At 63.1% G+C, this 25,997-nt stretch carries 25 protein-coding genes and 2 tRNA genes; 13 read left to right on the plus strand and 14 right to left on the minus strand.

The genetic code is table 11. From position 1 onward, the window contains the following. The first annotated feature begins 24 nt into the window (after positions 1-24). The gene (locus LCM4573_RS25735; protein WP_071009436.1) at positions 25-354 is read left to right on the plus strand and encodes an NIPSNAP family protein; all 330 of its coding nucleotides are present in this window, start codon (positions 25-27) and stop codon (positions 352-354) included. After that, positions 351-698, plus strand: coding sequence for an antibiotic biosynthesis monooxygenase (locus tag LCM4573_RS25740; protein WP_071009437.1), 348 nt, complete (start codon positions 351-353; stop codon positions 696-698). Before LCM4573_RS25735 ends, LCM4573_RS25740 begins: the two co-directional genes overlap by 4 nt. 10 nt (positions 699-708) lie before the next feature. Here LCM4573_RS25740 and LCM4573_RS25745 read toward each other — a convergent pair whose 3' ends face one another. Together LCM4573_RS25745 and LCM4573_RS25750 are read right to left on the minus strand one after the other, a co-directional pair. After that, on the minus strand, positions 709-1,056 hold the full coding sequence (locus LCM4573_RS25745; RefSeq protein WP_071009438.1) for a DUF86 domain-containing protein: 348 nt from the start codon (positions 1,054-1,056) through the stop codon (positions 709-711). After that, positions 1,056-1,352 (minus strand): nucleotidyltransferase family protein, encoded by a 297-nt coding sequence (locus LCM4573_RS25750; protein ID WP_071009439.1) that lies wholly within the window; start codon positions 1,350-1,352, stop codon positions 1,056-1,058. The genes LCM4573_RS25745 and LCM4573_RS25750 overlap by 1 nt, the downstream gene beginning before the upstream one ends. A 140-nt stretch (positions 1,353-1,492) precedes the next feature. Between LCM4573_RS25750 and LCM4573_RS25755 the strand changes: the two genes are divergently transcribed. Then, positions 1,493-2,623 (plus strand): site-specific DNA-methyltransferase, encoded by a 1,131-nt coding sequence (locus LCM4573_RS25755; protein WP_071009440.1) that lies wholly within the window; start codon positions 1,493-1,495, stop codon positions 2,621-2,623. 142 nt (positions 2,624-2,765) lie between these two features. Here the strand turns inward: LCM4573_RS25755 and LCM4573_RS25760 are convergent, their stop codons facing one another. Next, positions 2,766-3,434 (minus strand): FMN-dependent NADH-azoreductase, encoded by a 669-nt coding sequence (locus tag LCM4573_RS25760; protein WP_071009441.1) that lies wholly within the window; start codon positions 3,432-3,434, stop codon positions 2,766-2,768. Positions 3,435-3,575: 141 nt separating this feature from the next. Here LCM4573_RS25760 and LCM4573_RS25765 point away from each other — a divergent pair, with 141 nt between their 5' ends. Further along, the gene (locus LCM4573_RS25765; RefSeq protein ID WP_071009442.1) at positions 3,576-4,463 is read left to right on the plus strand and encodes a LysR substrate-binding domain-containing protein; all 888 of its coding nucleotides are present in this window, start codon (positions 3,576-3,578) and stop codon (positions 4,461-4,463) included. 186 nt (positions 4,464-4,649) lie between these two features. Then, on the plus strand, positions 4,650-5,732 hold the full coding sequence (locus LCM4573_RS25770) for a helix-turn-helix transcriptional regulator (protein WP_071009443.1): 1,083 nt from the start codon (positions 4,650-4,652) through the stop codon (positions 5,730-5,732). Between the two features lie 28 nt (positions 5,733-5,760). Here the strand turns inward: LCM4573_RS25770 and LCM4573_RS25775 are convergent, their stop codons facing one another. Both LCM4573_RS25775 and mutY read right to left on the minus strand, forming a co-directional pair. Further along, complete coding sequence (locus LCM4573_RS25775; protein ID WP_071009444.1) at positions 5,761-6,375, minus strand: HAD family phosphatase; 615 nt, start codon at positions 6,373-6,375, stop codon at positions 5,761-5,763. Between the two features lie 38 nt (positions 6,376-6,413). Then, positions 6,414-7,478 carry an A/G-specific adenine glycosylase gene (gene mutY / locus LCM4573_RS25780; protein ID WP_244505419.1) on the minus strand — a complete coding sequence of 355 codons (1,065 nt, stop codon included), beginning with the start codon at positions 7,476-7,478 and terminating at the stop codon, positions 6,414-6,416. Between the two features lie 262 nt (positions 7,479-7,740). Here mutY and LCM4573_RS25785 point away from each other — a divergent pair, with 262 nt between their 5' ends. From LCM4573_RS25785 to ppdK, 4 genes are all read left to right on the plus strand, one after another. Next, positions 7,741-8,241: a DUF721 domain-containing protein gene (locus LCM4573_RS25785; RefSeq protein ID WP_071009446.1), complete on the plus strand. Its 501-nt coding sequence runs from the start codon at positions 7,741-7,743 to the stop codon at positions 8,239-8,241. A 224-nt stretch (positions 8,242-8,465) separates the two neighbouring features. Beyond that, positions 8,466-9,164, plus strand: a complete 699-nt coding sequence (locus tag LCM4573_RS25790) for a DsbA family protein (RefSeq protein ID WP_071009447.1) — start codon at positions 8,466-8,468, stop codon at positions 9,162-9,164. A gap of 36 nt (positions 9,165-9,200) precedes the next feature. Then, on the plus strand, positions 9,201-12,662 hold the full coding sequence (locus tag LCM4573_RS25795; protein WP_071009448.1) for a chromosome segregation SMC family protein: 3,462 nt from the start codon (positions 9,201-9,203) through the stop codon (positions 12,660-12,662). A 377-nt stretch (positions 12,663-13,039) separates the two neighbouring features. Next, positions 13,040-15,727: a pyruvate, phosphate dikinase gene (gene ppdK / locus LCM4573_RS25800; protein ID WP_071009449.1), complete on the plus strand. Its 2,688-nt coding sequence runs from the start codon at positions 13,040-13,042 to the stop codon at positions 15,725-15,727. Here ppdK and LCM4573_RS25805 read toward each other — a convergent pair. Both LCM4573_RS25805 and LCM4573_RS25810 read right to left on the minus strand, forming a co-directional pair. Next, positions 15,708-16,772, minus strand: coding sequence for a glycosyltransferase family 4 protein (locus LCM4573_RS25805; RefSeq protein WP_071009450.1), 1,065 nt, complete (start codon positions 16,770-16,772; stop codon positions 15,708-15,710). The genes ppdK and LCM4573_RS25805 overlap by 20 nt on opposite strands. A 24-nt stretch (positions 16,773-16,796) precedes the next feature. After that, positions 16,797-17,069, minus strand: coding sequence for a hypothetical protein (locus LCM4573_RS25810; RefSeq protein WP_071009451.1), 273 nt, complete (start codon positions 17,067-17,069; stop codon positions 16,797-16,799). A gap of 118 nt (positions 17,070-17,187) precedes the next feature. Here LCM4573_RS25810 and LCM4573_RS25815 point away from each other — a divergent pair, with 118 nt between their 5' ends. Further along, the gene (locus LCM4573_RS25815; RefSeq protein ID WP_071009452.1) at positions 17,188-18,084 is read left to right on the plus strand and encodes a DUF1499 domain-containing protein; all 897 of its coding nucleotides are present in this window, start codon (positions 17,188-17,190) and stop codon (positions 18,082-18,084) included. A 230-nt stretch (positions 18,085-18,314) separates the two neighbouring features. Here the strand turns inward: LCM4573_RS25815 and LCM4573_RS25820 are convergent, their stop codons facing one another. Then, positions 18,315-19,223: an MBL fold metallo-hydrolase gene (locus tag LCM4573_RS25820; RefSeq protein ID WP_071009590.1), complete on the minus strand. Its 909-nt coding sequence runs from the start codon at positions 19,221-19,223 to the stop codon at positions 18,315-18,317. A 178-nt stretch (positions 19,224-19,401) separates the two neighbouring features. Here LCM4573_RS25820 and LCM4573_RS25825 point away from each other — a divergent pair. After that, a tRNA-Gln gene (locus LCM4573_RS25825) sits at positions 19,402-19,476 on the plus strand. Between the two features lie 103 nt (positions 19,477-19,579). Here the strand turns inward: LCM4573_RS25825 and LCM4573_RS25830 are convergent. Next, positions 19,580-19,951 carry a hypothetical protein gene (locus tag LCM4573_RS25830; RefSeq protein ID WP_071009591.1) on the minus strand — a complete coding sequence of 124 codons (372 nt, stop codon included), beginning with the start codon at positions 19,949-19,951 and terminating at the stop codon, positions 19,580-19,582. A 251-nt stretch (positions 19,952-20,202) separates the two neighbouring features. Between LCM4573_RS25830 and LCM4573_RS25835 the strand changes: the two genes are divergently transcribed. Together LCM4573_RS25835 and LCM4573_RS25840 are read left to right on the plus strand one after the other, a co-directional pair. Further along, positions 20,203-20,279: transfer RNA gene (locus LCM4573_RS25835), tRNA-Pro, on the plus strand. A gap of 196 nt (positions 20,280-20,475) precedes the next feature. Beyond that, on the plus strand, positions 20,476-20,790 hold the full coding sequence (locus tag LCM4573_RS25840) for a hypothetical protein (protein WP_131819014.1): 315 nt from the start codon (positions 20,476-20,478) through the stop codon (positions 20,788-20,790). 33 nt (positions 20,791-20,823) lie between these two features. Here the strand turns inward: LCM4573_RS25840 and LCM4573_RS25845 are convergent, their stop codons facing one another. The 5 genes from LCM4573_RS25845 to cysN form a co-directional block, all read right to left on the minus strand. Next, positions 20,824-21,294: an NUDIX domain-containing protein gene (locus LCM4573_RS25845; protein ID WP_071009453.1), complete on the minus strand. Its 471-nt coding sequence runs from the start codon at positions 21,292-21,294 to the stop codon at positions 20,824-20,826. A gap of 69 nt (positions 21,295-21,363) precedes the next feature. Then, positions 21,364-22,434: a molybdenum ABC transporter ATP-binding protein gene (gene modC, locus LCM4573_RS25850; RefSeq protein WP_071009454.1), complete on the minus strand. Its 1,071-nt coding sequence runs from the start codon at positions 22,432-22,434 to the stop codon at positions 21,364-21,366. Beyond that, the gene (modB, locus tag LCM4573_RS25855) at positions 22,431-23,132 is read right to left on the minus strand and encodes a molybdate ABC transporter permease subunit (protein WP_071009455.1); all 702 of its coding nucleotides are present in this window, start codon (positions 23,130-23,132) and stop codon (positions 22,431-22,433) included. The genes modC and modB overlap by 4 nt, the downstream gene beginning before the upstream one ends. Before the next feature lie 172 nt (positions 23,133-23,304). Next, complete coding sequence (gene modA / locus LCM4573_RS25860; RefSeq protein ID WP_071009456.1) at positions 23,305-24,096, minus strand: molybdate ABC transporter substrate-binding protein; 792 nt, start codon at positions 24,094-24,096, stop codon at positions 23,305-23,307. Between the two features lie 407 nt (positions 24,097-24,503). Further along, complete coding sequence (cysN, locus tag LCM4573_RS25870) at positions 24,504-25,997, minus strand: sulfate adenylyltransferase subunit CysN (protein ID WP_071009458.1); 1,494 nt, start codon at positions 25,995-25,997, stop codon at positions 24,504-24,506.

Here is a 25,997-nt window from a genome sequence, read left to right on the forward strand (position 1 = left end):
TCCCATGAAAAACGGAGAGACAACATGATTACCTGCTTCATCCGCTACGAGATCGACCCGTTCAAGAAGGAGAAGTTCGCGGATTATGCCCGCGCCTGGGGCCAGGCTATTCCGCGCTGCGGAGCAGACCTGATCGGCTATTTCGGTCCGCACGAGGGCTCGGCCACCACCGCCTACGGCCTCTATAACATCGACAGTCTCGCGGCTTACGAGGCCTATCGTGCCCGTCTTGCCGAAGATCCGCTTGGCCGCGAAAACTACGAGTTCGCCAGGCGCGAGCGCTTCATCCTCAAGGAAGACCGCATTTTCCTGAAGAACATGTCCCTCCCGCACGGAGCTTTCGTAAAGCCATGATCGCCGTCATCTTCGAAGTCATCCCCTATATGGGCGAACGTCACAGATACCTGGACCTCGCAGGCGACCTTCGCTCCGAACTCGAAAAGATCGATGGCTTCATCTCCATCGAGCGGTTCGAGAGCCTGACGCTGCGCGGCAAGATCCTGTCGCTCTCTTTCTGGAGGGATGAGGAGGCCGTGCGGCAATGGCGCAATCTGGAGAGCCATAGGGCAGCCCAGCGCGCCGGCCGCAACGACATCTTCGCCGACTACCGCCTGCGGATCGGCCATGTGGTGCGGGATTACRGCATGACCGAGCGCGCCGAGGCGCCGGACGACAGCCGCAAGGTGCACTCGGCTTAGCTGCGTGATATCACTTGTTAAGCGTTATCTTTTGCAAGGTCAGTACCGCCGCCTTGAGTGGTGGCAGGTCATGCTGGGTCAAATCCCAGATCACGTCGTCAGCTATGTGATGATATTCATGGCGCAGGATGTTTCCAATCGCGCGAATCGAGCGCCACGGAATTTCCGGCGCGTGCTGCAGAAGCTCGCTCGGAATGTGCTTGCTGGCTTCAGAGATGATCTCGATAGCGCGTTGAATGGCAAGCTTCAGGATCTGATCTTGCTGGAACTCGTCGCGGCTTTTGTTCGCAAGAGCTTTTTCAATCAGTTCGATTGCTTCCAGAATATCCGCGAGGGCGGGAGTGGCATCGCGTGCCATTAGAAAACACGAATGGCTGAATTTTCGATTTTACTTTTCAGCATCGGATGCAGGCTGTCGCGAGTGGTCACATCGACATCTGTCACGAGCTCGTCCTCTAGAAAAAGCTTGATTCCGATGAGATCAAGCAGGGAAAATTTCTTTTCTGGATCATAATCAATAAACAGGTCGAGGTCGCTCGTTTCCGCGGCCTCGTCCCTTGCAACCGAACCGAAGAGATAAAGCGAGGTCGCACCGAGCGCGCRGATCGCCTCGGCATTCTCCCGCAGTCGTTCGATTGCTTCGTCCTTCTTCATGCGTCTTATTCTAGCGTACGAATTGACTCCTTTCCATATGCCCGGATTTTTTCTCGAAATCGCTCATGCGCTTCAGCTTTTGGTAACCAACTTGGGTAACCATAACAGGCAGTAAAAGAGTAAAGCGTAGCGAGTATCCCATGGCGTCTGTCCTGCCGCTCGCCGACCTGAAAATTCAGGCCCGGCCTGCCTCCTGGCTCAATTCCATCATCAAGGGCGATTGCGTGGCCGCGCTGGAAGCGCTGCCGGATCAGTCCGTCGACGCGATCTTCGCCGATCCTCCCTACAACCTCCAGCTCGGCGGCACCCTGCACCGGCCGGATCACTCGGTGGTGGACGCCGTCGATGACGAGTGGGACCAGTTCGCCTCCTTCGAGGTCTACGATGCCTTCACCCGCGCCTGGCTGCTTGCCTGCCGCCGCGTGTTGAAGCCGAACGGCACGATCTGGGTGATCGGCTCCTACCACAACATCTTCCGCGTCGGCGCCACGCTGCAGGACCTCAACTTCTGGATCCTCAACGATATCGTCTGGCGCAAGACGAACCCGATGCCGAACTTCAAAGGCCGCCGTTTCCAGAACGCGCACGAGACGATGATCTGGGCGAGCCGCGATCCGAAGGCCAAGGGCTATACATTCAACTACGATGCGCTGAAGGCTTCGAACGACGACGTCCAGATGCGCTCCGACTGGCTTTTCCCGATCTGCTCGGGCGCCGAGCGGCTGAAGGGCGAGGACGGCAAGAAGGTTCATCCGACCCAGAAGCCGGAGGCGCTGCTTGCCCGCGTCATCATGGCTTCCACCAAGCCCGGCGACGTCGTGCTCGATCCCTTCTTCGGTTCCGGCACCACCGGGGCTGTCGCCAAGCGGCTCGGCCGCAACTTCGTCGGCATCGAGCGCGAGCAGGAATATATCGATGCCGCCACCGCCCGTATCGCGGCGGTCGAACCTCTCGGCAAGGCCGAGCTGACGGTCATGACAGGCAAGAAGGCCGAACCGCGCGTCGCCTTCAACACACTGATCGAAAGTGGGCTCGTCAAGCCTGGGCAGGTGCTGACGGACGCCAAGCGCCGCTACAGCGCCATCATCCGCGCCGACGGCACGGTTGCTTCGGGCGGCGACGCCGGCTCCATTCATCGCCTCGGCGCCAAGGTTCAGGGGCTCGATGCCTGCAACGGATGGACCTTCTGGCACTTCGACGACGGACAGTCCCTGCGTCCGATCGACGACCTGCGTGCGGTGATCCGCAGCGATCTGGCGAAACTCGACTGATCCACCAGTCAGACCGGATTTCGAATTCCTTCTCCGGTTTTACCTCTAGTCCCGAAGAAGGATAACTGACGCCCGGGGAGGCTGACCCCGGGCGTCAATATGTCAGGCGCCATCCGCTTGGGACGCGCGACATTCGATGACCTCAGGCCGCTTCCAGCGCGTCCATCGCCAGCCGGCCTGCGATCTCGCGAGCCCGCGCTTCGGCGTGTTCTATGGACGATCTGTGGCGGTCGTCCTTGAATTCCTGGTATTCGATCGCGACGGTTTCGATCGCGTCCGCCGAGACGCCGAAATAGTGGGCGCAAGCGGCAATCGCCGGGTCGAGGGCGTTCATATGCGCGCGCACTCCGCCCGGCGCGAAGCCGAATTCCCCGCGCGACGACAGAACGACGAGCCGCTTGCCCGAAAGTATCGGCGCGATCGGTTTGTCGCCGCGCGAAAGATCGAATGAAAAGGTGCGGCCGATCCGGGCGATATGATCGATCCATGCCTTCAACGTGGATGGGATGCCGTAATTGTACATCGGCACGCCCATGACCAGAATATCCGCCTCCATGACCTCGTCGATAAGCTCATCGGAAAGCGCCAGCCTTTCGGCCATCCAGTCCTCCCGCTTCTCCGGCGCGGTAAACGCGGCATGAATGAAGCGATGGTCAATCGGCGGAACCGGAAAATGCCCCACGTCCCGCGTGACGATACGGGCCGAAGGAGCCCGCTTCCGATACTCCGCGATGAAAAGATTGGTCAGGCGGCGGGTCAGCGAGCGGTCTTCAAGTTGGGCGCTGGAATCGATGCGCAGCAGGGTAGTCATGGCGTCTCCTTGTCTCCTTTTGCGGGGGCATACCCGCCGGGGACCCAAGAGCTATCAGCGGCCGACAGGCTTGGCGAAAGCGAATATTTCAGAGATAAGATGAATGAGATTCATCTTCTAAACTCTCGAAAAGAGGCCGACATGCGCCGATTACCGCCTCTGCACGCGCTCAGGGCCTTCGAAGCCGCCGCCCGGCATCTCCATTTCTCCAAGGCTGCGGAGGAGCTCAACCTGACGCCGACGGCGGTCAGCCACCAGGTTCGTCATCTTGAGGACATCCTGGGCGTGACGCTCTTCCATCGCTATCCCCGTCCGGTTCGCCTGTCGCCCGAAGGCGAGGCGTTCTATCCGGTGCTGAGGGAAGCTCTCGATCGTATTGCCGCGGCAGTTGAGGATATCTCGGCAGCGCGCCTGGGCCGGCCGCTGACAGTCTCCGTCACCATGGCCTTTGCAAGCCGGTGGTTGACGCCGCGCCTGCCGAGGCTTCGGGCCGAAACCGGCCTCTCCTTCGCGATCGAAGCGGAGGATCGGCCGGTGGATCTGCATGCCTCCGATGTCGATATCGCGATCCGCTATTCGGAAGCGCCGGGGCAGGGGGCGGAGTGGGTTCGCCTTTTCGATGACCGCATCGTRCCGGTCTGCGCCCCGCGGCTTGTGGAGGGTCTTTCATCTGAGCTGGATCCCCGCGAAGTGGCAGGGCTGCCGCTGATACACTATCGCTGGAGATCGAAATCGAAACTCGCGCCGTCGTGGGAGCGCTGGTTCGCGCGTGCGGTCCAGGGTGTGCCGGAAGCGCCTGTAGTCCAAACCTTCTCGGAAGAGGTGCATGCGATCGATGCAGCCGTCGCGGGGCAGGGCGTGGTATTGGCCTCTGAGGTGCTTGTTTCCGATTTGCTTGCACGGGGCGAGCTCATCCGGATATCGCAAGTTACCCTTCCAGGACTGGTGTTTTGGGGTGTGTTCCTGAACTCCAATCCAAGAGTCGGCGAGCTGCAATTGTTCATGGACTGGATGCGAGAGCGGAAATAGACGCATCCGTAGAAGCTGACGCCTGGGGCGTTACTCTTTTGGGAATATTTTATTCCCCTCATCAAGTCTCTTTATTTAAGTTTTGATTCATATATTACTGATCATCGAGAATCTTCGATGTTTTTCAGCATATCTTGAACAGCGCATATCTCACGTCCAATCGATATTCATTTTCGGGCCCGGCGGATGATCGACCATATACCGGAAGAGGAATTCGTAGAAACGATCTATGCCTGTCTGCTCGGCGAACTGCCATGGCCGAGTCTGATGACGCGCATCGATGCGCTTCTGCCAAATGCGATCAGCAATTTCGTAATGGTGGAAAGCCGCGGCTCGCGGGCCAATGTCGAGCTCAGCACCAATTGTCCGGCGGACGCGATAGAAGCCTACAACAGCTATTATCATCGCGTGCATCCGTGGATGTCCAAGGCTTTCATGCAGCCTATCGGCATAGGCATGACCTCGGATCAGTTGATGCCGAGAAGCCAGTCCATGCGGACGGAATATTATAACGACTTCATGCGGCCGCTGGGGGTGACATGCGGCGTTGGCGTCGTTCCGGTCCGCAATAGCGAAGGCGTTCTGCTTCTCAGCACGCTGAATGCGAGCGCCGAACCGGAAAAGATGCACGCGGTTGCCGATCTTCTCACCCGCCTCTCTCCCCACCTGCAGCGCGCCTTTCACTTTTACCGGCGCCGCGCCGCGGCCGAAGCCGCCGAAAAGGAGGCGATGCTGACCGCGATAGGCGTGGGCGTCGTGCTCGTCCGGCAGGGGCGCTTCGTCCGTTCCGCGAGCGACAAGGCTCGGACAATGATCGAGGAAGGGTGCGGCATCAGCATTTCGCCGACRGGCCGCGTCATGTTCTCCGATGACGAGACGAGCGGGCGGCTTGAGCTGCTGCTGAAGCGCGATTTCGCTGGAAACTCCGTTTTCTCCACCACGGCCGAGCGGGATGGCAGGCGGTTCCGCTATACTCTGCTTCGCTTGGGTTCCGATTACATCAGCGAGTTTCTCGAGGGACCGACTGTCGCGGTGCTGATCGAGGATAACATACAGGGCCGGGTCCGGCAGCAGGAGGCGCTTCTATCCGCCTACGGCCTCACACCGACGGAAGCAAGGGTTGCCGCGCGGCTGGTGAAGGGGGAGACGGTGGACGAAGTTGCCTTCGCCCACGGTGTTTCGCGGGAAACGGTCCGCACCCAGATCAAGAGCATCTATGCCAAGCTCGGCGTGAGCCGCCAGGTGGACCTGCTGCGCCTTTTGCTTTGAGGCTTATCCGCGCAAGCTCGTGGAGCGCCTAGGCTTCCACGCCATGGGCTGCGAGATCCTTCTTTAGATTTTCCGCATCCGTGAAGTGGATGGCCTGCCAGCCGGCAGCCCGTGYCCCTTCGACATTCGGATAGGAGTCGTCGATGAAGATCGCCGCTTCCGGGGTCAGGCCGAAATCGCGCGCGTGCTTTTCGTAGATCGCCACGTCCGGCTTGATGAGCCCGATCTCGCCGGAGACCGTCACGCCGCGCGGCTTGTTGAGGAAGGGGAAGAGCTCGCGTGCATGGGTGAAGGTGTCGGCCGCGAAATTGGTCAGCATCGTCACGTCGCGGCCTTTCTCGATCAGGCCCTCCATGATGGCGACGGAACCTTCATAGGCGTGGGGCACCATCTCGTGCCAGTATTTGCGGAAGGCGCGTATCTGCTCCTCGCGCTCGGGGTGCTTCTCGATCAGCAGGTTTTCGGCATCCTCCCACTTGCGGCCGCGGTCCTGCTCCAGGTTCCATTCATGGGTGCAGACATTGAGGAAGAACCAGCGGCGTTCYTCTTCGTCCGGAATGATGCGGCTATAGGGAATGTTGGGATCGTAGTGAATCAGAACCTTGCCGATGTCGAAAACGATGTGGTCGATTTTTGCCGCCATGAATGCCTTGGCTCCCTTGGATTAACTGAACCCGTGAATCAATCGGGTTGGAACGCCCGCGGAATAGCCTGGGCGATTGCTTTTTTCATGACGGTCGGCAGCGCCTGGGCATCAAGATTTGTGACCGGCTCCCACCATCCGTCATCGCGCGTCACCTTCTCCGCCAACGTCCGGAAAACGGATAGCCTCAGTTCGAAATGGGTGAAGACGTGGGTAACTGCGCCGCAGGCCTCCCAATCCGCGGGAAAAGGCGCATGATCTGCGGTAGAGCCGCCGTCGATGCGCGAGGTCCAGCCGGTGGTGGGCACTTCCGTCATGCCGCCCAGAAGCCCGCTTTCGACACGCCGCCGCAGCAGTACCTCGCCCTCCGGCGTCACCGCCACGAAGGCGGCGCCAGCCCGCACGGGCTTTTCCTTCTTGGCCGCCTTCACTGGAAACCTCTCCGGATCGTGCTCGGCAAAGGCGAGACAGTCTTCGCTGAGCGGACAGAGAATGCAGCTCGGCCTCTTCGGCGTGCAGATCGTGGCGCCGAGATCCATCATCGCCTGCGCGAAATCGCCGGGCCGATCCACGGGTGTCAATGCAGCCACCCTGGCCTTCATCATCGGCTTCGAGCCGGGCAGCGGCTCGTCGATCGCGTAAAGGCGGGAAATCACCCGCTCGACATTGCCGTCCATGACGGCTGCCGGCCGATTGAAGGCGATCGCCGCGACGGCCGCCGCGGTATAGTCGCCGATGCCGGGAAACTGCCGCAAGCCTTCCTCGGTATCGGGAAACACCCCGCCGTGCTCGCCGGCTACCGCCTCTGCGCATTTCTTGAGGTTGCGGGCACGCGCGTAGTAGCCGAGGCCCGCCCAGGCCGCCATCACGTCCTCGACCGCCGCATCGGCAAGGTCGGTCACCTTCGGCCAGAGCGCCAGGAATTTCGCGAAATAGGGTTTGACCGCCTGCACCGTCGTCTGCTGCAGCATCACTTCCGAAAGCCAGACGTGATAGGGATCGGCGAGTTTCCCCGCCTTCGCCGCCGCCGGGCTCACTCGCCAGGGCAGCTCCCGGTGGTGCCGGTCGTACCAGGCGAGGAGTTTAGTTGCCGTATTGTGCATACTGACGGGAGGTTGCATTATTGGCCGAAGGGTCATTTTGACCTATATGAGCGCGAACTTTCACGATGTCGAGTGAGCAGATGAGGACAGGGAAGGCACTTCGCTGGGTTTTCCGCGCCGCGCTTGCTCTAATGACCGTGACTGTATTCGCAATTGTGGTGGTGGTGCTGAATTTGTCCAGCGGTTGGTGTCCCCACGGAGATTTTGATCAATACCAGGCAGATCATCCTGCCTGTCCCACCTCCGTTTCGAGTACGAAGCCTTGAAGAAACCATTCACGCCGAAGCGCGAACTGCAAATCTCCGAAGTGGCGAACGGGATCATCGATCCCGTTCTGGCCCGCCGTGCCGGCATTTCCACCGCGCTCCTCGGCTCGTGGGATGAGATCGCCGGCGAGGAATTCGCCGATTGCACGCGGCCCGAAAAGATCGCCTGGCCGCGTCGCGATGCGGCCGGCGAGGCCGAAGGTTACCAATCCGGCGTGCTGACGATCGCCTGCGAAGGCGCCCGCGCTCTCTTCCTCACCCATGCGCAGGGCGAGCTGATCTCCCGCATCAACAGCTTCTTCGGCTTTCCGGCGGTGCGCCAGATCCGCATCGTCCAGAAGCCGATATCGGCCACCTTCCGTCACCCGCGCAAGCCGCCACCCTTGAAGGGAGAGGCCGCGCGCAAGCTTCAGGAGATGACGGCGGGCATCGAGAGCGAGGTCTTGAAAAGGGCCGTCGAGCGGCTCGGCACGGCGGTTCTCCAGAAGAAGCGGTAAGGCATGTCGCGCAAAACTGTGCAGCGGTTTTACGATAACGGCATGCGTAAACTGAAGGCGTGAGCGAATCCGCAAGATCGTACCGCCTGTTCCCGTACAGCTTCCGTTCAGTTCAGGTCTGTCACACATCTTTGAAGAGATTTCCGTATCGACGGCTTGTTAGTGCCTTGGGGCCGGGCTACGGAAATGACGAAGAATTCAGCTTTCTTGAACAAGGGTGTTCCATGCAGCTTACCGAAACCACCATCACCCGGCGTGCTCTCCTCGGCAGCGCCGCCGTCGCGGCTCTCTGCCTGGCTCCCCCGCTCGGCGTTTCGCAGGCGTTTGCCCAGACGCTTCCCGAATCCGCAGGTGACGTGGACATGGCCGAAGTGCTGAAGCCCGGTCCGCTGCCGGAAATGGCGCTCGGCCCGGAAAATGCGAAGGTTCAGATCGTCGAATACATGTCGATGACCTGCCCGCATTGCGCCAACTTCCATAACAACACCTTCCCCGCGATCAAGACGAAGTATGTGGATAGCGGCAGGGTCCGCTTCATCGTGCGCGAATTCCCCTTCGATCCGCGTGCCGCGGCCGCCTTCATGTTGGCCCGCTGCAATCCTTCCAAGCCGGAGGAGCGCACCACGCCGGAACAGTATGAAGCGATGGTTTCCATGCTCTTCAAGCAGCAGCAGAGCTGGGCCGCAGCCGAAGATGGCCGCGCCGCGCTGCTGCAGATGTCGAAACTTGCAGGTTTCTCACAGGAGAGTTTCCAGGCCTGCTTGACGAACCAGAAACTTCTCGATGATGTGAATGCAACCATGCAGCGGGGTGCGAACGACTTCGGCGTCAATTCCACGCCGACCTTCCTGATCAATGGGAAGAAATACACTGGAGACATGTCGGTTGATTCCATGTCGGCGCTCATCGACAGCCTGCTTTGATCCTTTCCCCCAGCGGGGGAAGGCAAGGGGCGCGGCATGAAATTCACCAAGCTGCGCCTCGTCGGGTTCAAGTCCTTCGTGGAGCCGACGGAATTCGTCATCGAGCGTGGGCTGACCGGCGTGGTCGGCCCGAACGGCTGCGGCAAGTCCAATCTTGTCGAAGCGCTGCGCTGGGTGATGGGCGAGAACTCCTACAAGAACATGCGCGCGTCCGGCATGGACGACGTGATCTTTTCCGGTTCCGGCAACCGTCCGGCACGCAACACCGCCGAAGTCGGCCTTCATCTCGACAATTCGGATCGCACCGCGCCCGCCGCCTTCAACGATAGCGACGAGATCCAGGTCTCCCGCCGTATCGAGCGGGAAGCCGGCTCCGTCTATCGCATCAACGGCAAGGAAGCGCGCGCCAAGGACGTCCAGCTTCTTTTCGCGGATGCCTCGACCGGCGCCCGCTCGCCTTCCATGGTGGGGCAGGGGCGTATCGGCGAACTCATCCAGGCAAAGCCGCAGGCTCGTCGCCAGCTTCTGGAAGAGGCGGCGGGCATTTCCGGCCTGCATTCGCGCCGCCACGAGGCTGAGCTTCGCCTGCGCGCCGCCGAAGGCAATCTGGAGCGCCTGGAAGATGTCGTCACCCAGCTAGAAAGCCAGATCGAAAGCCTGAAGCGCCAGGCGCGTCAGGCAAACCGCTTCAAGGCGCTGTCCGCCGATATCCGCTCCCGCGAGGCCATGCTGCTGCATATCCGCTGGGTGCAGGCCAAGGAGGCCGAGGGAGAGGCCGAAAGCGCGCTCAACCAGGCGACTATCGTCGTCGCCGAAAAGGCGCAGGCGCAGATGGAGGCCGCCAAGGGCCAGGGCATCGCCAGCCTCAAGCTGCCGGAACTGCGCGAGGAGGAGGCGAAGGCGGGAGCAGCCCTCCAGCGTCTGCAGATCGCCCGGGGCCAGCTCGAGGAGGAGGTCAACCGGCTCCTGAAACGCCGCGACGAACTCACCCGCCGGCTTGCGCAGCTCGCCGAGGATATTCGGCGCGAGGAGCGCTTGGTGGCGGATAACGCCGCCTTTCTCGCCAAGCTCGACCAGGAGGAAGGCGAACTCAATGAGCTCCTGGCCGATTCCGGCGTGGAAGCAGAGGACGTGCGGGTGGCCTTCGAGACAGCCGCCGAAACCCTTGCGGCAAGCGAAAAGCTGTTTGCCGCCATCACCGCCGAGCGCGCCGAGGCCGCGGCCGCGCGCAACCAGCTTGAACGGTCGATCCGCGATCTTTCCGAGCGCCGCCAGCGGCTCGACAGGCAACTGAGCGAGGCGGAAGCGGAGCTTGCGTCGATCACCGAGCGGCTCTCCGGCCTCGATGATCCTTCCGAAAAGCGTGAGGCGGTGGAAGCGGCCGAGTTCGCGGTCGAAGAGGCCGCCGCGATCGCCGAGGAGGTGGAGGCGGCGCTTGCCGAGGCGCGTTCGAACGAAACGCTTGCCCGCGCGCCGGTGGAAGCTGCCCGTGCAAGCCTCAACGGGCTCGAAACGGAAGCCCGCACGATCCGCAGGATGCTTGCCGCCGGCGATGCGTCGGGTGATTTCGCGCCGGTCGCGGAAATGATCCGCGTCGATCGCGGTTATGAAACCGCACTCGGCGCGGCCCTGGGTGATGATCTCGAAAGCTCGGTCGATGTGTCCGCCCCGGCCCATTGGTCGCTCAACGGCGATGGCGCCGGCGATCCGGTCCTGCCGGAAGGCGCTGAACCGCTCATCGAGCGCGTTACGGCCCCTCCGGAGCTTGCCCGCCGTCTGCGCCAGATCGGCGTGGTTGGGCCGGCGGACGCCTCGAGGCTGATTGCGCTTTTGAAGCCCGGCCAGCGTCTGGTGACGAAAGAGGGGGCGGTTTACCGCTGGGACGGTCACGTGACGGGCTCGGAAGCACCTGGCGCGGCAGCCCTTCGGCTCGCCCAGAAGAACCGGCTTTCCGAGCTGGAAGCGGAAATCGACGAGGCGCGCATCCTGCTTTCGGAGACGGAAGACGCGCTTGCCGCCGCCGTCGGCGAAATCGCCGCGCAGGAGCGGCATCTTGCCGAGGCTCGCGACCGCGGCAGGCTTGCCGCACGCCGGCTTGCCGAAGCCCGCGAAGGGCTTGCCGCCGCCGAACGCGCCGCCGGCGACCTGATGCGCCGCCGCGATGTGGTGGCGGAAGCGGTGAGCCAGGTGAAGGCGCAGCTTGAGGAGCTCGGCATTCAGGAGGAGAATGCCCGGATCGAACTGGAAGACGCGCCGGACATTTCGAATATGGATGAGCGGCTGCGCGGCCAGCAGATGGTCGTAGCGACCGATCGCGGTCTGCTGGCGGAAGCGCGTGCCCGTCACGAGGGGCTGAACCGCGAGATCGAGGCGCGCCGCCGCCGCCTGAGCGCGATCGCCCAGGAGCGCGCCTCCTGGCAGGCCCGGGCCGCGAGCGCCGAGGATCATGTGGCGACCCTGCGGGAACGCGAGGAGGAGGCGCGCGAGGAGATAATTGATCTCGAGGCGGCGCCGGAGGAGTTCGACGACAAGCGCCGCACCCTGATCGACGAGCTGCAGAAGGCGGAAGAGGCGCGCCGAGCGGCCGCAGACCGGTTGGCCGAGGCTGAAATCCGCCAGCGCGAGGCGGACCAGATAGCCGCAACGGCGCTCTCGGAGCTTGCCGAGGCCCGCGAAAAGCGCGGCCGGGCAGAGGAGCGCCTGGTTTCGGCAGCCGAAAAGCGCCATGAAAGCGAACAGCGCATCCGCGAGGCGCTCGGCGTCGCGCCGCATGAGATCTTGCGCCTCGCCGGTCTTCAGGCGGGGGGTACGCCTCCTGATCCGCGCGATATCGAGCGCGAAGTTGACCGGTTGAAGATGGAGCGCGAGCGGCTCGGGGCAGTCAACCTGCGCGCCGACGAGGAACAGCAGGAGCTTGCCGAAAAGCTCGCGACGCTGGTGCGTGAGCGCGACGATGTGATCGAGGCGATCCGCAAGCTGCGCGGCGCGATCCAGAGCCTCAACCGCGAGGGCCGTGAGCGGCTGATCGCCGCCTTCGACGTGGTCAACACGGAATTCCAGCGCCTCTTCACGCATCTTTTCGGCGGCGGCACGGCCGAGCTGCAGCTCATCGAATCGGATGATCCGCTGGAAGCCGGGCTTGAAATTCTGGCCCGCCCTCCGGGCAAGAAGCCGCAGACCATGACGCTGCTTTCGGGCGGCGAGCAGGCGTTGACGGCGATGGCGCTGATCTTCGCGGTCTTCCTCACCAATCCGGCGCCGATCTGCGTGCTGGACGAGGTGGATGCGCCGCTCGACGACCACAATGTCGAGCGCTACTGCAACCTGATGGACGAGATGGCCGCTTCCACCGAGACGCGGTTCGTCATCATCACCCACAATCCCATCACCATGGCGCGCATGAACCGGCTGTTCGGCGTCACCATGGCCGAGCAGGGGGTTTCGCAGCTCGTTTCCGTGGACCTGCAGACCGCCGAGCTGATGCGCGAAGCAAGCTGACGGCCGGATTTCTACCCCCGATATTTCATCCCCGAGAATTCGATTCAAATGCGTGAAATCACCCATATGGGTGATGTTCGAAATGGGCTATATATGCCTTTATCCCGTCACACTTCTTAACCCGCGTTAGGGGTTTCGACGGTCCAACAGTTTCATGCACCCCCCGTTCGGGCCTCCTGTCCTGGACGGAAAGCTTTGCGGGGCCGCTTGTGATCCGGCCCCGCAAAGCTTTGCTTTCTCTTCCCCTCGTGCTCTTTCCTAATTCTTCCCGGCAAATCGATTGCTGCATTGCAACATAATCCTGCCGTGAAACGTTTCCAAACTGTCGCAAAAGCTGTAATCGTTAAGAAAAATACTGCGGCGGGTGGAGAGCAGGCATGGTGAAATGGGTCTATCGCTTCGGCGGCGACGAGGCGGAAGGGCGAGTAGCCGATGTGGCGCTGCTCGGCGGCAAGGGCGCCAATCTCGCGGAGATGGCAAGCCTCGGCCTGCCGGTCCCGCCCGGTTTCACCATCGTCACGGAAGCATGCGCTTGGTATTTCGGCAATGGCTGCACCCTGCCGGATGACCTGAAGGCCCAGGTTCTGGAGGGGATTTCCCGTATAGAAGGGTTGACCGGCCGCGCCTTCGGCGGCGGCGCGAGGCCGCTTCTCCTCTCGATACGTTCCGGTGCGCGGGCCTCCATGCCCGGCATGATGGATACGGTGCTGAACCTCGGCCTCAACGACCGCACGGTGCAGGCGCTGGGCCATGACGCGGGCGATGCACGCTTCGCCTGGGACAGCTATCGCCGCTTCATCCAGATGTATGCCGACGTGGTCATGGGGCTGGATCACGAGATCTTCGAGGAGATACTGGAAGACGAGAAGGCGCGCTTCGGCCATGAGTTCGACACCGAACTCTCGGCGGTGGAGTGGCAGCATGTCGTCGGCCTCTACAAGCGGGTGATCGAGGAGGAGTTGGGCGAGGATTTCCCGCAGGATCCGCATGTCCAGCTCTGGAAGGCCATTGCCGCCGTCTTTGCAAGCTGGATGAACCCTCGCGCCGCCACCTACCGCATGCTCCACCGGATTCCGGAGGATTGGGGCACGGCGGTCAACGTCCAGGCCATGGTGTTCGGCAATCTGGGTTCCTCTTCCGCCACCGGCGTCGCCTTCACCCGCAACCCTTCGACCGGCGAAAACGAGCTTTACGGCGAGTTCCTGGTGAATGCTCAAGGCGAGGATGTCGTGGCCGGCATCCGCACGCCCCAGGCGATCACGGAGGAGGGGCGGCTTGCCTCCGGCTCCGACAGGCCCTCGATGGAAAAGCTGATGCCCGAGGCCTTTGCGGAGTTCAGGGAAATCTGCGCCCGGCTGGAGCGGCATTACCGCGATATGCAGGATCTCGAATTCACCGTCGAGCGCGGCAAGCTCTGGATGCTGCAGACCCGCTCGGGCAAGCGCACGACGCGCGCGGCCATGAAGATCGCAGTCGACATGGTGGAGGAAGGGCTGATCGCCGAAGAGGAGGCGATCTGCCGCATAGAGCCGGCTTCGCTCGACCAGTTGCTGCATCCGACCATCGATCCGCGCGTGGAACGCCACCTCGTGGGTTCCGGCCTTCCCGCATCGCCCGGGGCTGCGACCGGCGAGATCGTCTTCACGGCGGAAGAGGCGGTCCAGGCCGAGGAGGAGGGGCGCAAGGTCATCCTTGTGCGCATCGAGACGAGCCCCGAGGATATCCACGGCATGCACGCGGCCGAAGGCATTCTCACTACGCGCGGCGGCATGACCAGCCATGCGGCGGTCGTGGCGCGCGGCATGGGCATACCATGCGTGGTCGGCGCCGGATCGATGCGCGTCGATATGCGCAACGAGGTGCTGATGGGGCTCGGCGGACTGACGCTGAGGCGTGGCGACACGGTGACCATCGATGGCTCCTCCGGCCAGGTCTTGAAGGGTGCCGTGCCGATGATCCAGCCGGAGCTTTCGGGCGATTTTGGCCGGCTGATGACATGGGCCGACAAGACCCGCCGCATGACCGTGCGCACCAATGCCGATACGCCGCAGGACGCCCGCGCCGCCCGCTCCTTCGGGGCCGAAGGCATTGGGCTCTGCCGTACCGAACACATGTTCTTCGAGGGCGGCCGCATCCACGTGATGCGCCGCATGATTCTCGCCGAGACGGAGGAGGGGCGCCGCTCTGCACTCGCCGAACTGCTACCCATGCAGCGAGCCGATTTCACCGAGCTCTTCACGATCATGCACGGCCTGCCGGTGACGATCCGCCTTCTCGACCCGCCGCTCCACGAATTCCTGCCAAAGACGGACGAGGAGATCGCGGATGTCGCGGCGGCCATGGGCATGGAACCCGCCTTCCTGCGCCGCCGCGTCGATGCGCTGCACGAGTTCAACCCTATGCTCGGCCTGCGCGGCTGCCGCCTTGCCATTTCCTATCCCGAGATTGCCGAGATGCAGGCGCGCGCCATCTTCGAGGCCGCGGTTGCCGCAGCCGAAAAGACGGGCGAGCCGGTCGAGCTGGAGATCATGGTGCCGCTGGTCGGCCTGCGCTCCGAGCTAGACTACGTCAAGGGCGTCATCGATCGCGTGGCTGCCGCCGTGGGCGAGGAAAGCGGCAGGAAGATCGGCTATCTGGCGGGCACCATGATCGAGCTGCCGCGCGCGGCACTCCGCGCCCATGTGATCGCCGAAACCGCCGAGTTCTTCTCCTTCGGCACCAACGACCTGACCCAGACGACCTTCGGCATCTCCCGCGATGACGCGGCGGGCTTCATTCCGATTTACCAGAAGAAGGGCATCCTCGAGCACGACCCCTTCATCTCGCTGGATTTCGACGGCGTCGGCGAGCTGATCCGGCTGGCAGCGGAGCGGGGACGCTCCACCCGGACCGATCTCAAGCTCGGCATCTGCGGCGAGCATGGCGGCGATCCGGCCTCCATACGCTTCTGCGAGGAGGCCGGGCTGGACTATGTCTCCTGCTCGCCCTTCCGCGTGCCGATCGCGCGGCTTGCCGCCGCTCAAGCCGCGATCGAGCAGAGGAAGGTCAAGGCACCGACGCCTTGATATTCGTTAATCCGCCGATCCACTCGCCCATGCCCTTGAACGTCTGCTCCCAGGTAGGCAGCGACTGGCCGAAGCGCCAGGCGCGTTCGGCTTCCGCGGTGAGGCGTTCGGGAACGGCAAGCAGGCTGTCGATAAGCTCGGCCATAGCTGGCGGATCGTCGGCCGGAGCGCCGATCACCCCGCCGCTTGCCCAGGTCGCCACCGCGCCGGAATCCGTCGTGACCACCGGAACGCCGCGGCGAAGCGCTTCGGCCACGGCCATGCCGTAACCCTCATAGCGCGATGCGGCGACGAAAAGGCTTGTGGCCTGCCAGAGGGAGGCGAGTTCAGCGTCGGAAACCTCTCCCAGCAGTTCGATGCGCTCGCCAAGGCCGAGTTCTGCGATTTTCAGGCGGAGTTGCGCGGCAAGCGCCGGATAGCGGTTCGGATCGCCCGCGATCCGCCACCGCCAATCCGTCGCGCGCAGCCGGCTTGCGGCTTCCAGGATGTAATCGTAGCGCTTGCGGGGGATCACCGCGCCGATGGACAGGATCTGCAGCGGCCGCGCATCACCGACCTTCGACCGAGGCGCCCACTCGTTACCGGGCACGGCGACCCTGATCCGGCTGGCGTCGATGGAATAGTGCTCCTCGAGATAGCGTCTCGATTCCTGCGAGGTGACGATGATGCCGGCACTCAAGGCAAGCGCCTCTCCCTCCATTTGGCGCAACCGTATTCCCTCGCTGTCATGCGGGTTGCCGTGCTCCACCACGAGCGAATGGTGAAAGATGGAGACCACCGGAAATGCCGCATGGCGCAGGAGCGGCAGGAGCTGGCAGACATGGATGTGGTCGGTAAGGAGCAGACCGTCCCCGACCGCCGAAAGGTTTGGCGCGAGAGCCGCGAGCGTTTCCCTGTCGATCGCCGGAAACGCCGTCTCGATGCCCATCGGCAGAATGCGGCTTCCCTGCCTGGCAAGGGCCTCTATCAGGCGGCTGTTGTAGACGAAGCCGCCGGTGCGCCGCGCATAGTCGCGGCTCGAAAAATAATGGATGTCTCTGGTCATCCCCGCCCCGGCATCGATGCGGCTTCACCGTCTGCGATCGTGAACGATCACCCGCCGCTCCACGAACATGGGGCCCCAGGCGGTACGCGCCTGCTGCTCGCGCCAGCTGCGGCTTTCGGCCCGGCGATCCAGGTCGAGGTCGAGCAGGCACCGCGCCATGCCTTCCGTGCCCGGCCGGAAGCCGTAGCTTCTGCAATGCTGCTCGTCCGCAGCGCGGCGTTCCTCGGGCGACATGGTTTCGCAGGCCGTGAGCATGAGGGGAAGGGCGGCGACAAGGAGCAGACGATAGGCACGCATGGCAAGACTCCATAAGCTCGGCAGGACGGAACGATCCCGATTCCATTCCCCGCCGACCTGTTCTACACATTGAATCTATACATTGAAGACCATCTCTTCGCGAGGATGTTCCTGCAAGATGACCGTCCGTTTCGTCAGGCCTGTTTCGCATTCGGCTTACGCCGCCCGGCGGATCGGCCTCGCCGCGCTCATTCTGTTCCTGCTGRCAGTGCTTGCCCATCGCTTCGGGCCGCTGACCGGACCGGACTTCGCCGCGCTTCTTTTCCTCTCGGCGGCGATCGCCGCGGCCGCAGTTCCGCTCGCGTTGGTTGGCCTCGCGCGCCTATGGCAGGTGGGTGCCAGCGGTGGCCTTGCCGCCGCCAAGGCCCTGCTTTACGCGGCATTGCCGCTCGGCACGGTGGCGACCGGGGCCTTCCTCTATTACACGCAGCCGGCGCTTCACGATATCTCGACCGATCTTTCCGACCCGCCGGATTGGGTGAGCGAGCCGCAGGCGGATCAGCAATGGATGCCGCGCTCCGCGACCGTCACGCCGGCCGATCGCCGGGCGCAGTTCGCCGCCTATCCGGGGCTCACCGGCCGGCGTTACGAAGGCGCGCTCGACCGCGTCTATGAGGGCGTGAAGAATGCCGCGCTTTCCGCCCGCATCACGATCACCCGCAGCGAAGGCCTGGAACTGATGGAGCCGGATATCAGCGAACGTCCGGCGCCGGGAGACGATCAGGCGGTCGTGCCGGATGTAGCACCTATCCCGCTGCAACGCCCCGAACCTTTGCTCGCCGATCCGGAATTGGCAGCCGGCGACGTGCTTCTGCAGGGAGAGACGCGCACGCTCGTTCTCGGGCTTCGGTTCGATGTCGTGATCCGGCTGACGGAGGATRCCGAGACCACCTCGGTCGATATCCGCGTCGCCTCCCGCTACGGTCCGCACGATCTGGGGCTCGGCGCGGCGATCGCCGAGGATTTCCTCGACCGGCTGGATGTGGAGCTTTTGGGAATTTCGGGAGGCGGCTGAAATCAAGCTTGGCTGGATGTCGCCCCCTCAGCCGGTCCTTCGGACCACCTTCTCCCGAGGGGAGAAGGTAAGGTGCCGGCCCGTCGTTGCTCCTCCTCTCCCCAGCGGGATCCGAAGGACAGGTCGAGACCCATGGCTCGACCCCGGTAGGGTCGCCGAGCGAAGCGGAGGCGGGGTGAGAGGGCAAATTCCCTTATATAACTGGCTCCTCTCAAGGAGAGCGCCCATCCTCAGGTGATCCTATAGGTCCCGGTCAGGGAGGGCGGCCCTTCCGTCGCGACACGGCCCTTCTCGATCAGGTCTTCCAGATGCGCGAGCACGGAAAGCGCGGCCGCGCCGTGTAGGCGCGGATCGGTCCTGGAATAGATCGCCCTCACCATGTCGGGGATCAGCCGGTCGCCGGCCTTGATCCGCTCCAGCACGGCCCGCTCGCGCATGCGCCGATGCGCCCGAAGCCCGCGCAGAAACGAGCCGGGCTCCTTCACCGGCCCGCCATGGCCGGGCAGAAAGATGCGGTCCTCGCGGGTAAGCAGCTTTTCGATCGAGGCCATGAAATCCGCCATGGAACCGTCCGGCGGCGCGACGATCGTGGTCGCCCAGGCCATCACATGATCGGCGGAAAAGAGAACGCCCGTGCCTTCCAGCCCAAAGGCCGTGTGATTGGCTGTGTGGCCCGGCGTGTGCACGGCCGAAAGCGCCCAGCCGTCTCCCTCGATCACCTGGCCGTCGGCGATGGCGATATCCGGCATGAAATCGATGTCGGCGCTTTCGGCAAAGGGGTTCGTCTCGCCGGCATGCAGCGRCCGGGCGGCGCGGTGCGGCCCTTCCGCAACGGTGAGCGCCCCGGTCGCTTCCTTCAGCCGGCGGGCGAGCGGCGAATGGTCGCGATGCGTGTGGCTGACGAAGATATGCGTTACCTCGCGGCCTTTGAGCGTCGCCATGAGGGCTTCGAAATGCGCCTCGTTCTCCGGCCCCGGATCGATGACGGCGACCGACGAGCGCCCGACGATATAGGTATTGGTGCCGTGGAAGGTGAAAGGCGAGGGATTGTTGACGGTGAGACGTTCCACGCCGTCGGCGACCGGCACCGCCGTGCCGTAGGCCGGCGCGAATTCGAGATCGAATGAGGGTTCCGCCACGTCGTCTTCGTCCGCCATCGGGAAAATCCGCTTCCGTTTGAAGCGTGCTCTAGCATGAGGCGGCGGCGGAAATCTTCAAAAAAACCGTCACGGCATGATTGCCGCTCGCGCGAAGCTTTGCTAGAGCAGGCCGCACTTGCCGGGCGGTCCGTTTTTCCGATCGCCGCCCGCGCCATGTTGGGGCGTCGCCAAGCGGTAAGGCACCGGTTTTTGGTACCGGCATTCCCAGGTTCGAATCCTGGCGCCCCAGCCACAGATTTCTAGCTTAGTAGCAATTTCCGGTGCGCTTGCGCGCAATGTAAAAACCCGCCGATCTTCACCGGCGGGCTTTCATGCTCATCAATCAGCTTTCGCCCTCATTCCCCCGCGAGCAGCTCCGTGCAATAGCTCGGGCCGTTGGTGCCGGGGCGGTCGGCGACGATCTTGATGTCGCGGATCGTGTAGTCCTGCGAAACGGTGATCTGCGCCGAGCAGCTCACGCTGGCGCTGCGGCCATTGGCGAGCTTGATGCGCTTGTAGCCGCCGCGCCAGCTGTAGATGGTGTTGGAGCCGCTTTCGACATCGCTCAGGGGCGGCGCATATTTCGCGAAGAACTCTCCGGCCGAACGGCCCACCCAGCGCGACTCGATAGGGTTGCTGGCGACCGCGATGGGCCCCGTGCCGGTGCTGGTGCAGGCGGAAAGTGCGATTGCGAAGAATGCGGTCGATGCGATGATGCGGCGGTTCATGTCCCTAAAGCCCTTGTTGTCGCAAGCGCCGGAAGGCGCTCCATGTGCGATGCACCTAACAGATTTTTTGCCGGCTTCGGAGCGCATGCGCGGGCATCCTGCTGAAAATTTGCAAGCGCCGCTTTTTTGCCACGCCTCTCGCCACCGCTTGTTTTCCAGAGGCTTTCGCGGCCGTCACAATCTCGTTGCAGAAAATTCGGAAACCCGCTTGTGGAACGCGAAAGGCTGGTCTATAGAGGCGCCGCTGGTCACGGAGTGTAGCGCAGTCTGGTAGCGCACCACGTTCGGGACGTGGGGGTCGCAAGTTCGAATCTTGCCACTCCGACCAGCTAAAGCCTCATCTCAAGGCATTCCTCCCAAATCATTCTCTGTCATGCGCAAGGCCTGTCGCTCGGCCTGCTTTCATCGCTGGCACGCACTGGGATTTATCTTCAATTTTCTGAACGAAACCTTCACCCGGCGTTCATCGTTACCGGCCTAGCATGCGCCTGTTCGCGATCGAATCGCGCCCAAAGGAGTTCGTCATGAAGAAGATTTTGATCAGCGCGCTCGCCCTTGTCGTGGTGTCGGCCGTGCCGACCTTCGCCCAGACATATCGCAGCGAGGCGCGCGAACGCCGCCAGGAATATCGTGTCTATCGGGGGATGGCTCGCGGCGAACTGACGCCCCAGGAGCTTCGCGGCCTCCGCCGCCAGCAGGATGAGATCGATCGCTATCAGCGTCATGCGGCCCGCGACGGTTATATTTCCCCGCGGGAACGCCAGAAGATCGAGCGTATGCAGGACCGTGCATCCCGCTACATCTATAACAAAACCCATAACGACCGCTATCTTGATTGATCGCGGTCCCTGGCCGGGCGCGGGCGTGTCCGGTCAGGCTCGGCCAACCTGCCGCGCCAAATCCGCAAGTATCGGCTTCTGGCCCTTCAATATCTTGGCGTCAGCCTCCGAAAGAGAAAACCAGCCGGCCCGGTCCACCTCCGGAAATTCCCTGAACTGCCCCGACCGGGGCGGCCATTCCATCGTGAACATGTTGCTGGCGATCGTTTCCGCATCGATGTCGATATCGGCCTCGACGGCCCAGGCAAGCACGCGCTTGCCGCCTGGCTGGCGGTATTCGCCGAGCCATCGGAAATCGCCCTCCWCGCTCGCACCGACCTCTTCCATCACCTCGCGCCTTGCGGCGGCGAGCTCGTCTTCTCCCTCGTCGACGAGCCCTTTCGGGATCGACCACGCACCCTCGTCCTTGCGCGCCCAGAACGGGCCGCCCGGATGGACGAGGAATACCTGACGCTCCTCGCCTTTCAGCCGGTGGATCAGCAATCCTGAGCTACGCTGCGGCATGTGAAGACTTCCGTGGGCGGTGAGGCCAGGCAAGCTTAGCCCGCGCGACCGCTGGCCGTCCACCGCGGTTCAGCGTTCGAGCGCGACCGTCTTGATGACAGCGAAGACCGCCATGCCGGGGTGCAGTCCCAGCCGTTCTCCCGAAAACGCCGTGATGCGGGAGAGAACGATATCGCCGCCGCAATCGATGTTGATGCGGATCGTGCCTTCGCCGTCCGGTTCGATCGAAGCGATCCGGCCTTCCAGGGTGTTGAGGGCGCTCAAACCTTCAGGACGGGCGGTGGCGATCATGACATCCCGCTCGGGGATGTGGAGCCGCACGCGATGGCCCGGCGCGACATGCGCGTCCGGAACCTTGATCGTCGCTTGCGAGAGCCGGATCGTCGCCAGTCGATAGTGCTCGTCCACCCGTTCCACGGTTCCGGAAAGCACGCTTCCCGCCTCGCGCCGGTCGCTTGCCGAAAGGGAAGGGCCGCTCAGCACCTGTGAAGGCGTGCCGATCGCATCCACCCTGCCGTCTCGCATCATCACCACCCGGTCGGCGAGCCGCGCTACTTCCGGCACGGAATGGCTGACATAGACGATCGGGATGTTCATCTCGTCGCGCAGGCGTTCGAGATAGGGCAGGATTTCCGCCTTGCGCTCGTCGTCGAGCGCGGCAAGCGGCTCGTCCATCAAAAGTAGGCGAGGGGAGGAGAGGAGCGCCCGGCCGATCGCGACGCGCTGCTTCTCGCCGCCGGAAAGCCTGCCCGGCCGCCGGTCGAGCAGCGCGCCGATGCCGAGCAGGTCTACCACGTGGCCGAAGCTCTCCCCCGGCGTGTTCTTCGGTGCGAACCAGCGTCCGTAAAGAAGGTTCTGCCGTACGGTCAGATGCGGAAAGAGCCGCGCCTCCTGGAAGACATAGCCGAACCGCCGGCGGTGCTTCGGTACGAAGATGCGCTTTTCCGTATCGGCCAGCACATCGCCGTCGAGCACGATCCGCCCTTCGTCCGGTTTCGACAGCCCGGCGATGATTCGCACCAGCGAGGTCTTGCCCGAGCCAGAACGGCCGAACAGCGCCGTCACCCCGCGCTCCGAGGTGAAGCCAGCATCGAGGCTGAAATCGCCGAGCTTCTGTTTTGCCGTGACCGTCAGCGTCATTCGAGATGCACCCTGCGGCCGATGATATGGGCGAGGAATTCCGAGGCGAGAAGTGCCGCGAAGGAAATGACGATCGCCACGATCGTCAGCCGCATGGCGCCGGCATCGCCCCCCGGCACCTGGGTGAAGGTGTAGATCGCCGAGGAAAGCGTCTGTGTTTCGCCCGGAATGTTGGAGACGAAGGTGATCGTCGCGCCGAATTCGCCCATGGCCTTGGCGAAGGAGAGAACCATGCCGGCGATGATGCCGGGGAGCATGAGCGGCAGCGTGACGGTGAGGAAGACGAAGGCGGGATTGGCGCCGAGCGTCCCGGCGGCCTCTTCCAGCTTCCGGTCGACCGCTTCGATCGAAAGGCGAATGGAGCGCACCATCAGCGGAAAGGCCATGACGGCGCAGGCAAGTGCGGCGCCCGTCCAGCGGAAGGAGAAGCTGATGCCGAAATGCTCATAGAGGAAGGCGCCGATCGGTCCGCGCCGTCCGAAGAGGATGAGCAGCAGGAAACCGGTAACGACCGGCGGCAGGATGAGCGGCAGGTGCACCACGCCGTTGAGGATGGATTTGCCCCAGAATTTTCCGCGCGCCAGAAGATAGGCGATAAGGATGCCGAGGGGCAGGCTCGCGATCATCGCGACGCCGGAAACCTTCAGGCTCAGCCGGATTGCTGTCCATTCCTCGTCGCTCAGTGTCAGCCAGTCCAAATAAAGCTCCTGAATGTGGGTTTGCCCCTCACCCTAACCCTCTCCCCGTAAACGGGGAGAGGGGACGTGCCTCACATGCGCGACGAATTCGGGCAGGCCGGTGCGGCATATCCTTCTCCCCGCGTGCGGGGAGAAGGTGCCGGCAGGCGGATGAGGGGCAACGTTCGCCAATTTACTTCAACACTGTAAATCCTTCCTTCTCGAAGAAAGGAGCGGCCTTGTCCGATTTCAGATAGTCGAGATAGGCAGCCGCATCCGGGCTCTTCGATTCCGCCAGAACGGCCACCGGATAGATGATCGGCGGATGCGTGTCTTCGGGGAAGGTGCCGACGATGGCCACACCCGGATCGGCGGCCGCATCCGTCTGGTAGACGATGCCGTAGGGCGCTTCGCCGCGCGAGACGAGCGCAAGTGCGGCGCGCACGCTTTCGGCGCCGGCGACCTTGCTCTCCACGGCGGACCATGCGCCGAGCTTTTCGAGCGCGGCCTTGCCGTATTTGCCGGCGGGCACGGAATCCGGCGCGCCCATGGCGAGCTTTCCGTCGCCGAGAAGGGCGACAAGGTCGAAGCCCTGGCCGATCTCGACGGGCTTTGCGCCTTCCCGCGGCGCCACCAGCACGATGCGGTTGCCGAGCAATTTGGTTTGCGTATCGGTCTTCACGAGGTTCTTGTCGGCGAGATATTTCATCCAGTCGAGGTCGGCGGAAATGAAGATGTCGGCGGGCGCTCCCGATTCGATTTGCTTGGCGAGCGCCGAGCTTGACGCGTAGGAAACCGTCGTTTCCTTGGAAGTCTCGGCCGTCCAGGCGGCATTGGCCGCGTCGAGCGCGTTCTTCATGCTGGCGGCGGCAAAAACCGTCACCTTTTCCTGCGCCACGGCCTCTGTGCTCGAGGAGCCGAGCCCGATGAAAGCCATGACGGCAGCGGCAATCGCAAGTCCCATTCCCCGGCGGTTCAAATGCATATTCCCTCTCCCTGTTTGGACGAAATATTCATCTGGATATATCGAGGCGAAATGAAACGCCAGCGATATATTTTCAGGAATATAATGCCTGACGCGATCGTGAGAGCGTCGAGGGAAAGAGCTTCGCTTTGGTTGCCTTGCCCAAAAAAGAACGGCTCCTTCGTGTGGAGGGCCGCCAACTTGTTAACAATGCCCTCGGCATACACGACGTCATCCTCGGCCTTGTGCCGAGGATCTGCTCGCTTCCGCCAACCGCAACGGTGCTCATGTAATTCAAGATGGTTGGCGTGGTCAGATGCTCGGGACAGGGCCCGACCATGACGAAAGAGAAGTTAGTGCCATTTGTCAGGAGACTGACGGCTCCTCCGCGTGGAGGAGCCGTGTTCGGCATGGTGGTGGATGGCGGTTCAGATATCGCTGGCCGCGTTGGAAAAGATTTCCGCAGCCTGCTTGGCCGTCATGCGCTTGATCTCGGTCTCGTCGCGGCGGGTGGCGAAGAGTTCGCTCGCCATGATYTGTTCGGCAAGATCGGCGGGAAGCGACATCAGCACCCGCTGTCCGTCGCGGTGGATGCCGCCCAGTTCGCCGCGCTTGGCGGTAATCATGCCGCCCGCCACCGTGTTGTTGGTGTCGGGATCGATCAGGATGAAGGCGCCGGTGGCGCGGTTCTGTTCATAGGTATCGAAGACCGCCTGTTCCTCGAAGGAAAGCCGCACCTTGCCGATCGCGTTCATCGAAAGCGTCGAAGCGTGCGGCTGCCATTTGCCGGTGGCGAGTTCGAGTTGCGAAACGGGCTCGACGGAGACGCGCTGGCGGCGCGATCCGCTCTTCAGCCAGTAGCGCTTGCCGGGCTCGATGCCGCCGGGCTGCAGCGAAACGAGCTGCGCTTCGAAATGAAGGCCCGTCATCGGCTGGCCGTCGAGCGAGACGATCACGTCGCCGCGCGAGACATCCACCTGCCGGTCGAGGACGAGCGTGATGGCGTCACCCGCAACGGCCGCATTGCGCACCAGATCGAAGGTCACGATCTGCTTGACGTTCGCGACCATGCCCGATGGCAGGATCATGACGCTGTCGCCGGGCTTCACCGAACCACCGGCCACCGTCCCCTGATAGCCGCGGAAGCTCTCGCCGGGGCGGGAGACGCGCTGCACCGGCAGGCGGAAGCCGCCGGCCTGGGCGGAACGCACGGTCGCAAGCTCAAGCGTCTCGATCAGAGTCGGCCCGTCATACCAGGGCATGGCCGATCCGCCGGAATAGACGACGTTTTCGCCCTTCAGCGCCGACATCGGAATTGCGGTGATCTGGCGAACCCCGAGAGATAGCGCGAATTCGCGGAATTCGTGGGAGATCTTTTCGAAGACCGCCTTGTCGTAGTTCACGAGGTCGATCTTGTTGACTGCCAGCACGAACTGGCGGATGCCCATCAGAGCGGCGATCGTCGCATGCCGGCGGGTTTGTTCGAGCAGGCCGGCGCGGGCGTCCGCCAGCAGCACGGCGAGATCGGCGGTCGAGGCCCCGGTCGCCATGTTGCGGGTATATTGCTCGTGGCCCGGCGTGTCGGCGACGATGAAGGAGCGCCGGTCGGTCGAGAAGTAGCGATAGGCCACATCGATGGTGATGCCCTGTTCGCGCTCGGCCTGCAGACCGTCGAGCAGCAGCGCGAAATCCGGCAGGCCGAGATCGTTCTGCTGGCCCGAGTCGCGGGCAAGCGTCGCCGCCTGGTCTTCCTTCACTGCCTTGGTGTCCCACAGCAGTCGGCCGATGAGGGTGGATTTGCCGTCGTCCACGCTGCCGCAGGTGATGAGGCGCAGCGGCCGCGTGTCGCGCCCGGCCTTGACGGGCTCGGCGAAGGGCAGGATGGTCGCTCCGGGGGAGGCGGAGGTTGCGGTTGCCGTCAT

It is taken from the genome of Rhizobium sp. LCM 4573, from assembly GCF_001854865.1.
Classification (GTDB): domain Bacteria; phylum Pseudomonadota; class Alphaproteobacteria; order Rhizobiales; family Rhizobiaceae; genus Neorhizobium.

Bases quoted from the DNA above. Each gene is read 5' to 3' on its own strand.
- LCM4573_RS25735 (WP_071009436.1), top strand. From the start codon at position 25: ATGATTACCTGCTTCATCCGCTACGAGATCGACCCGTTCAAGAAGGAG.
- LCM4573_RS25745 (WP_071009438.1), bottom strand. From the start codon at position 1,056: ATGGCACGCGATGCCACTCCCGCCCTCGCGGATATTCTGGAAGCAATC.
- LCM4573_RS25755 (WP_071009440.1), top strand. From the start codon at position 1,493: ATGGCGTCTGTCCTGCCGCTCGCCGACCTGAAAATTCAGGCCCGGCCT.
- LCM4573_RS25760 (WP_071009441.1), bottom strand. From the start codon at position 3,434: ATGACTACCCTGCTGCGCATCGATTCCAGCGCCCAACTTGAAGACCGC.
- mutY (WP_244505419.1), bottom strand. From the start codon at position 7,478: ATGCACAATACGGCAACTAAACTCCTCGCCTGGTACGACCGGCACCAC.
- LCM4573_RS25790 (WP_071009447.1), top strand. From the start codon at position 8,466: ATGCAGCTTACCGAAACCACCATCACCCGGCGTGCTCTCCTCGGCAGC.
- LCM4573_RS25795 (WP_071009448.1), top strand. From the start codon at position 9,201: ATGAAATTCACCAAGCTGCGCCTCGTCGGGTTCAAGTCCTTCGTGGAG.
- ppdK (WP_071009449.1), top strand. From the start codon at position 13,040: ATGGTGAAATGGGTCTATCGCTTCGGCGGCGACGAGGCGGAAGGGCGA.
- LCM4573_RS25805 (WP_071009450.1), bottom strand. From the start codon at position 16,772: ATGACCAGAGACATCCATTATTTTTCGAGCCGCGACTATGCGCGGCGC.
- LCM4573_RS25810 (WP_071009451.1), bottom strand. From the start codon at position 17,069: ATGCGTGCCTATCGTCTGCTCCTTGTCGCCGCCCTTCCCCTCATGCTC.
- LCM4573_RS25830 (WP_071009591.1), bottom strand. From the start codon at position 19,951: ATGAACCGCCGCATCATCGCATCGACCGCATTCTTCGCAATCGCACTT.
- LCM4573_RS25840 (WP_131819014.1), top strand. From the start codon at position 20,476: ATGAAGAAGATTTTGATCAGCGCGCTCGCCCTTGTCGTGGTGTCGGCC.
- modC (WP_071009454.1), bottom strand. From the start codon at position 22,434: ATGACGCTGACGGTCACGGCAAAACAGAAGCTCGGCGATTTCAGCCTC.
- modA (WP_071009456.1), bottom strand. From the start codon at position 24,096: ATGCATTTGAACCGCCGGGGAATGGGACTTGCGATTGCCGCTGCCGTC.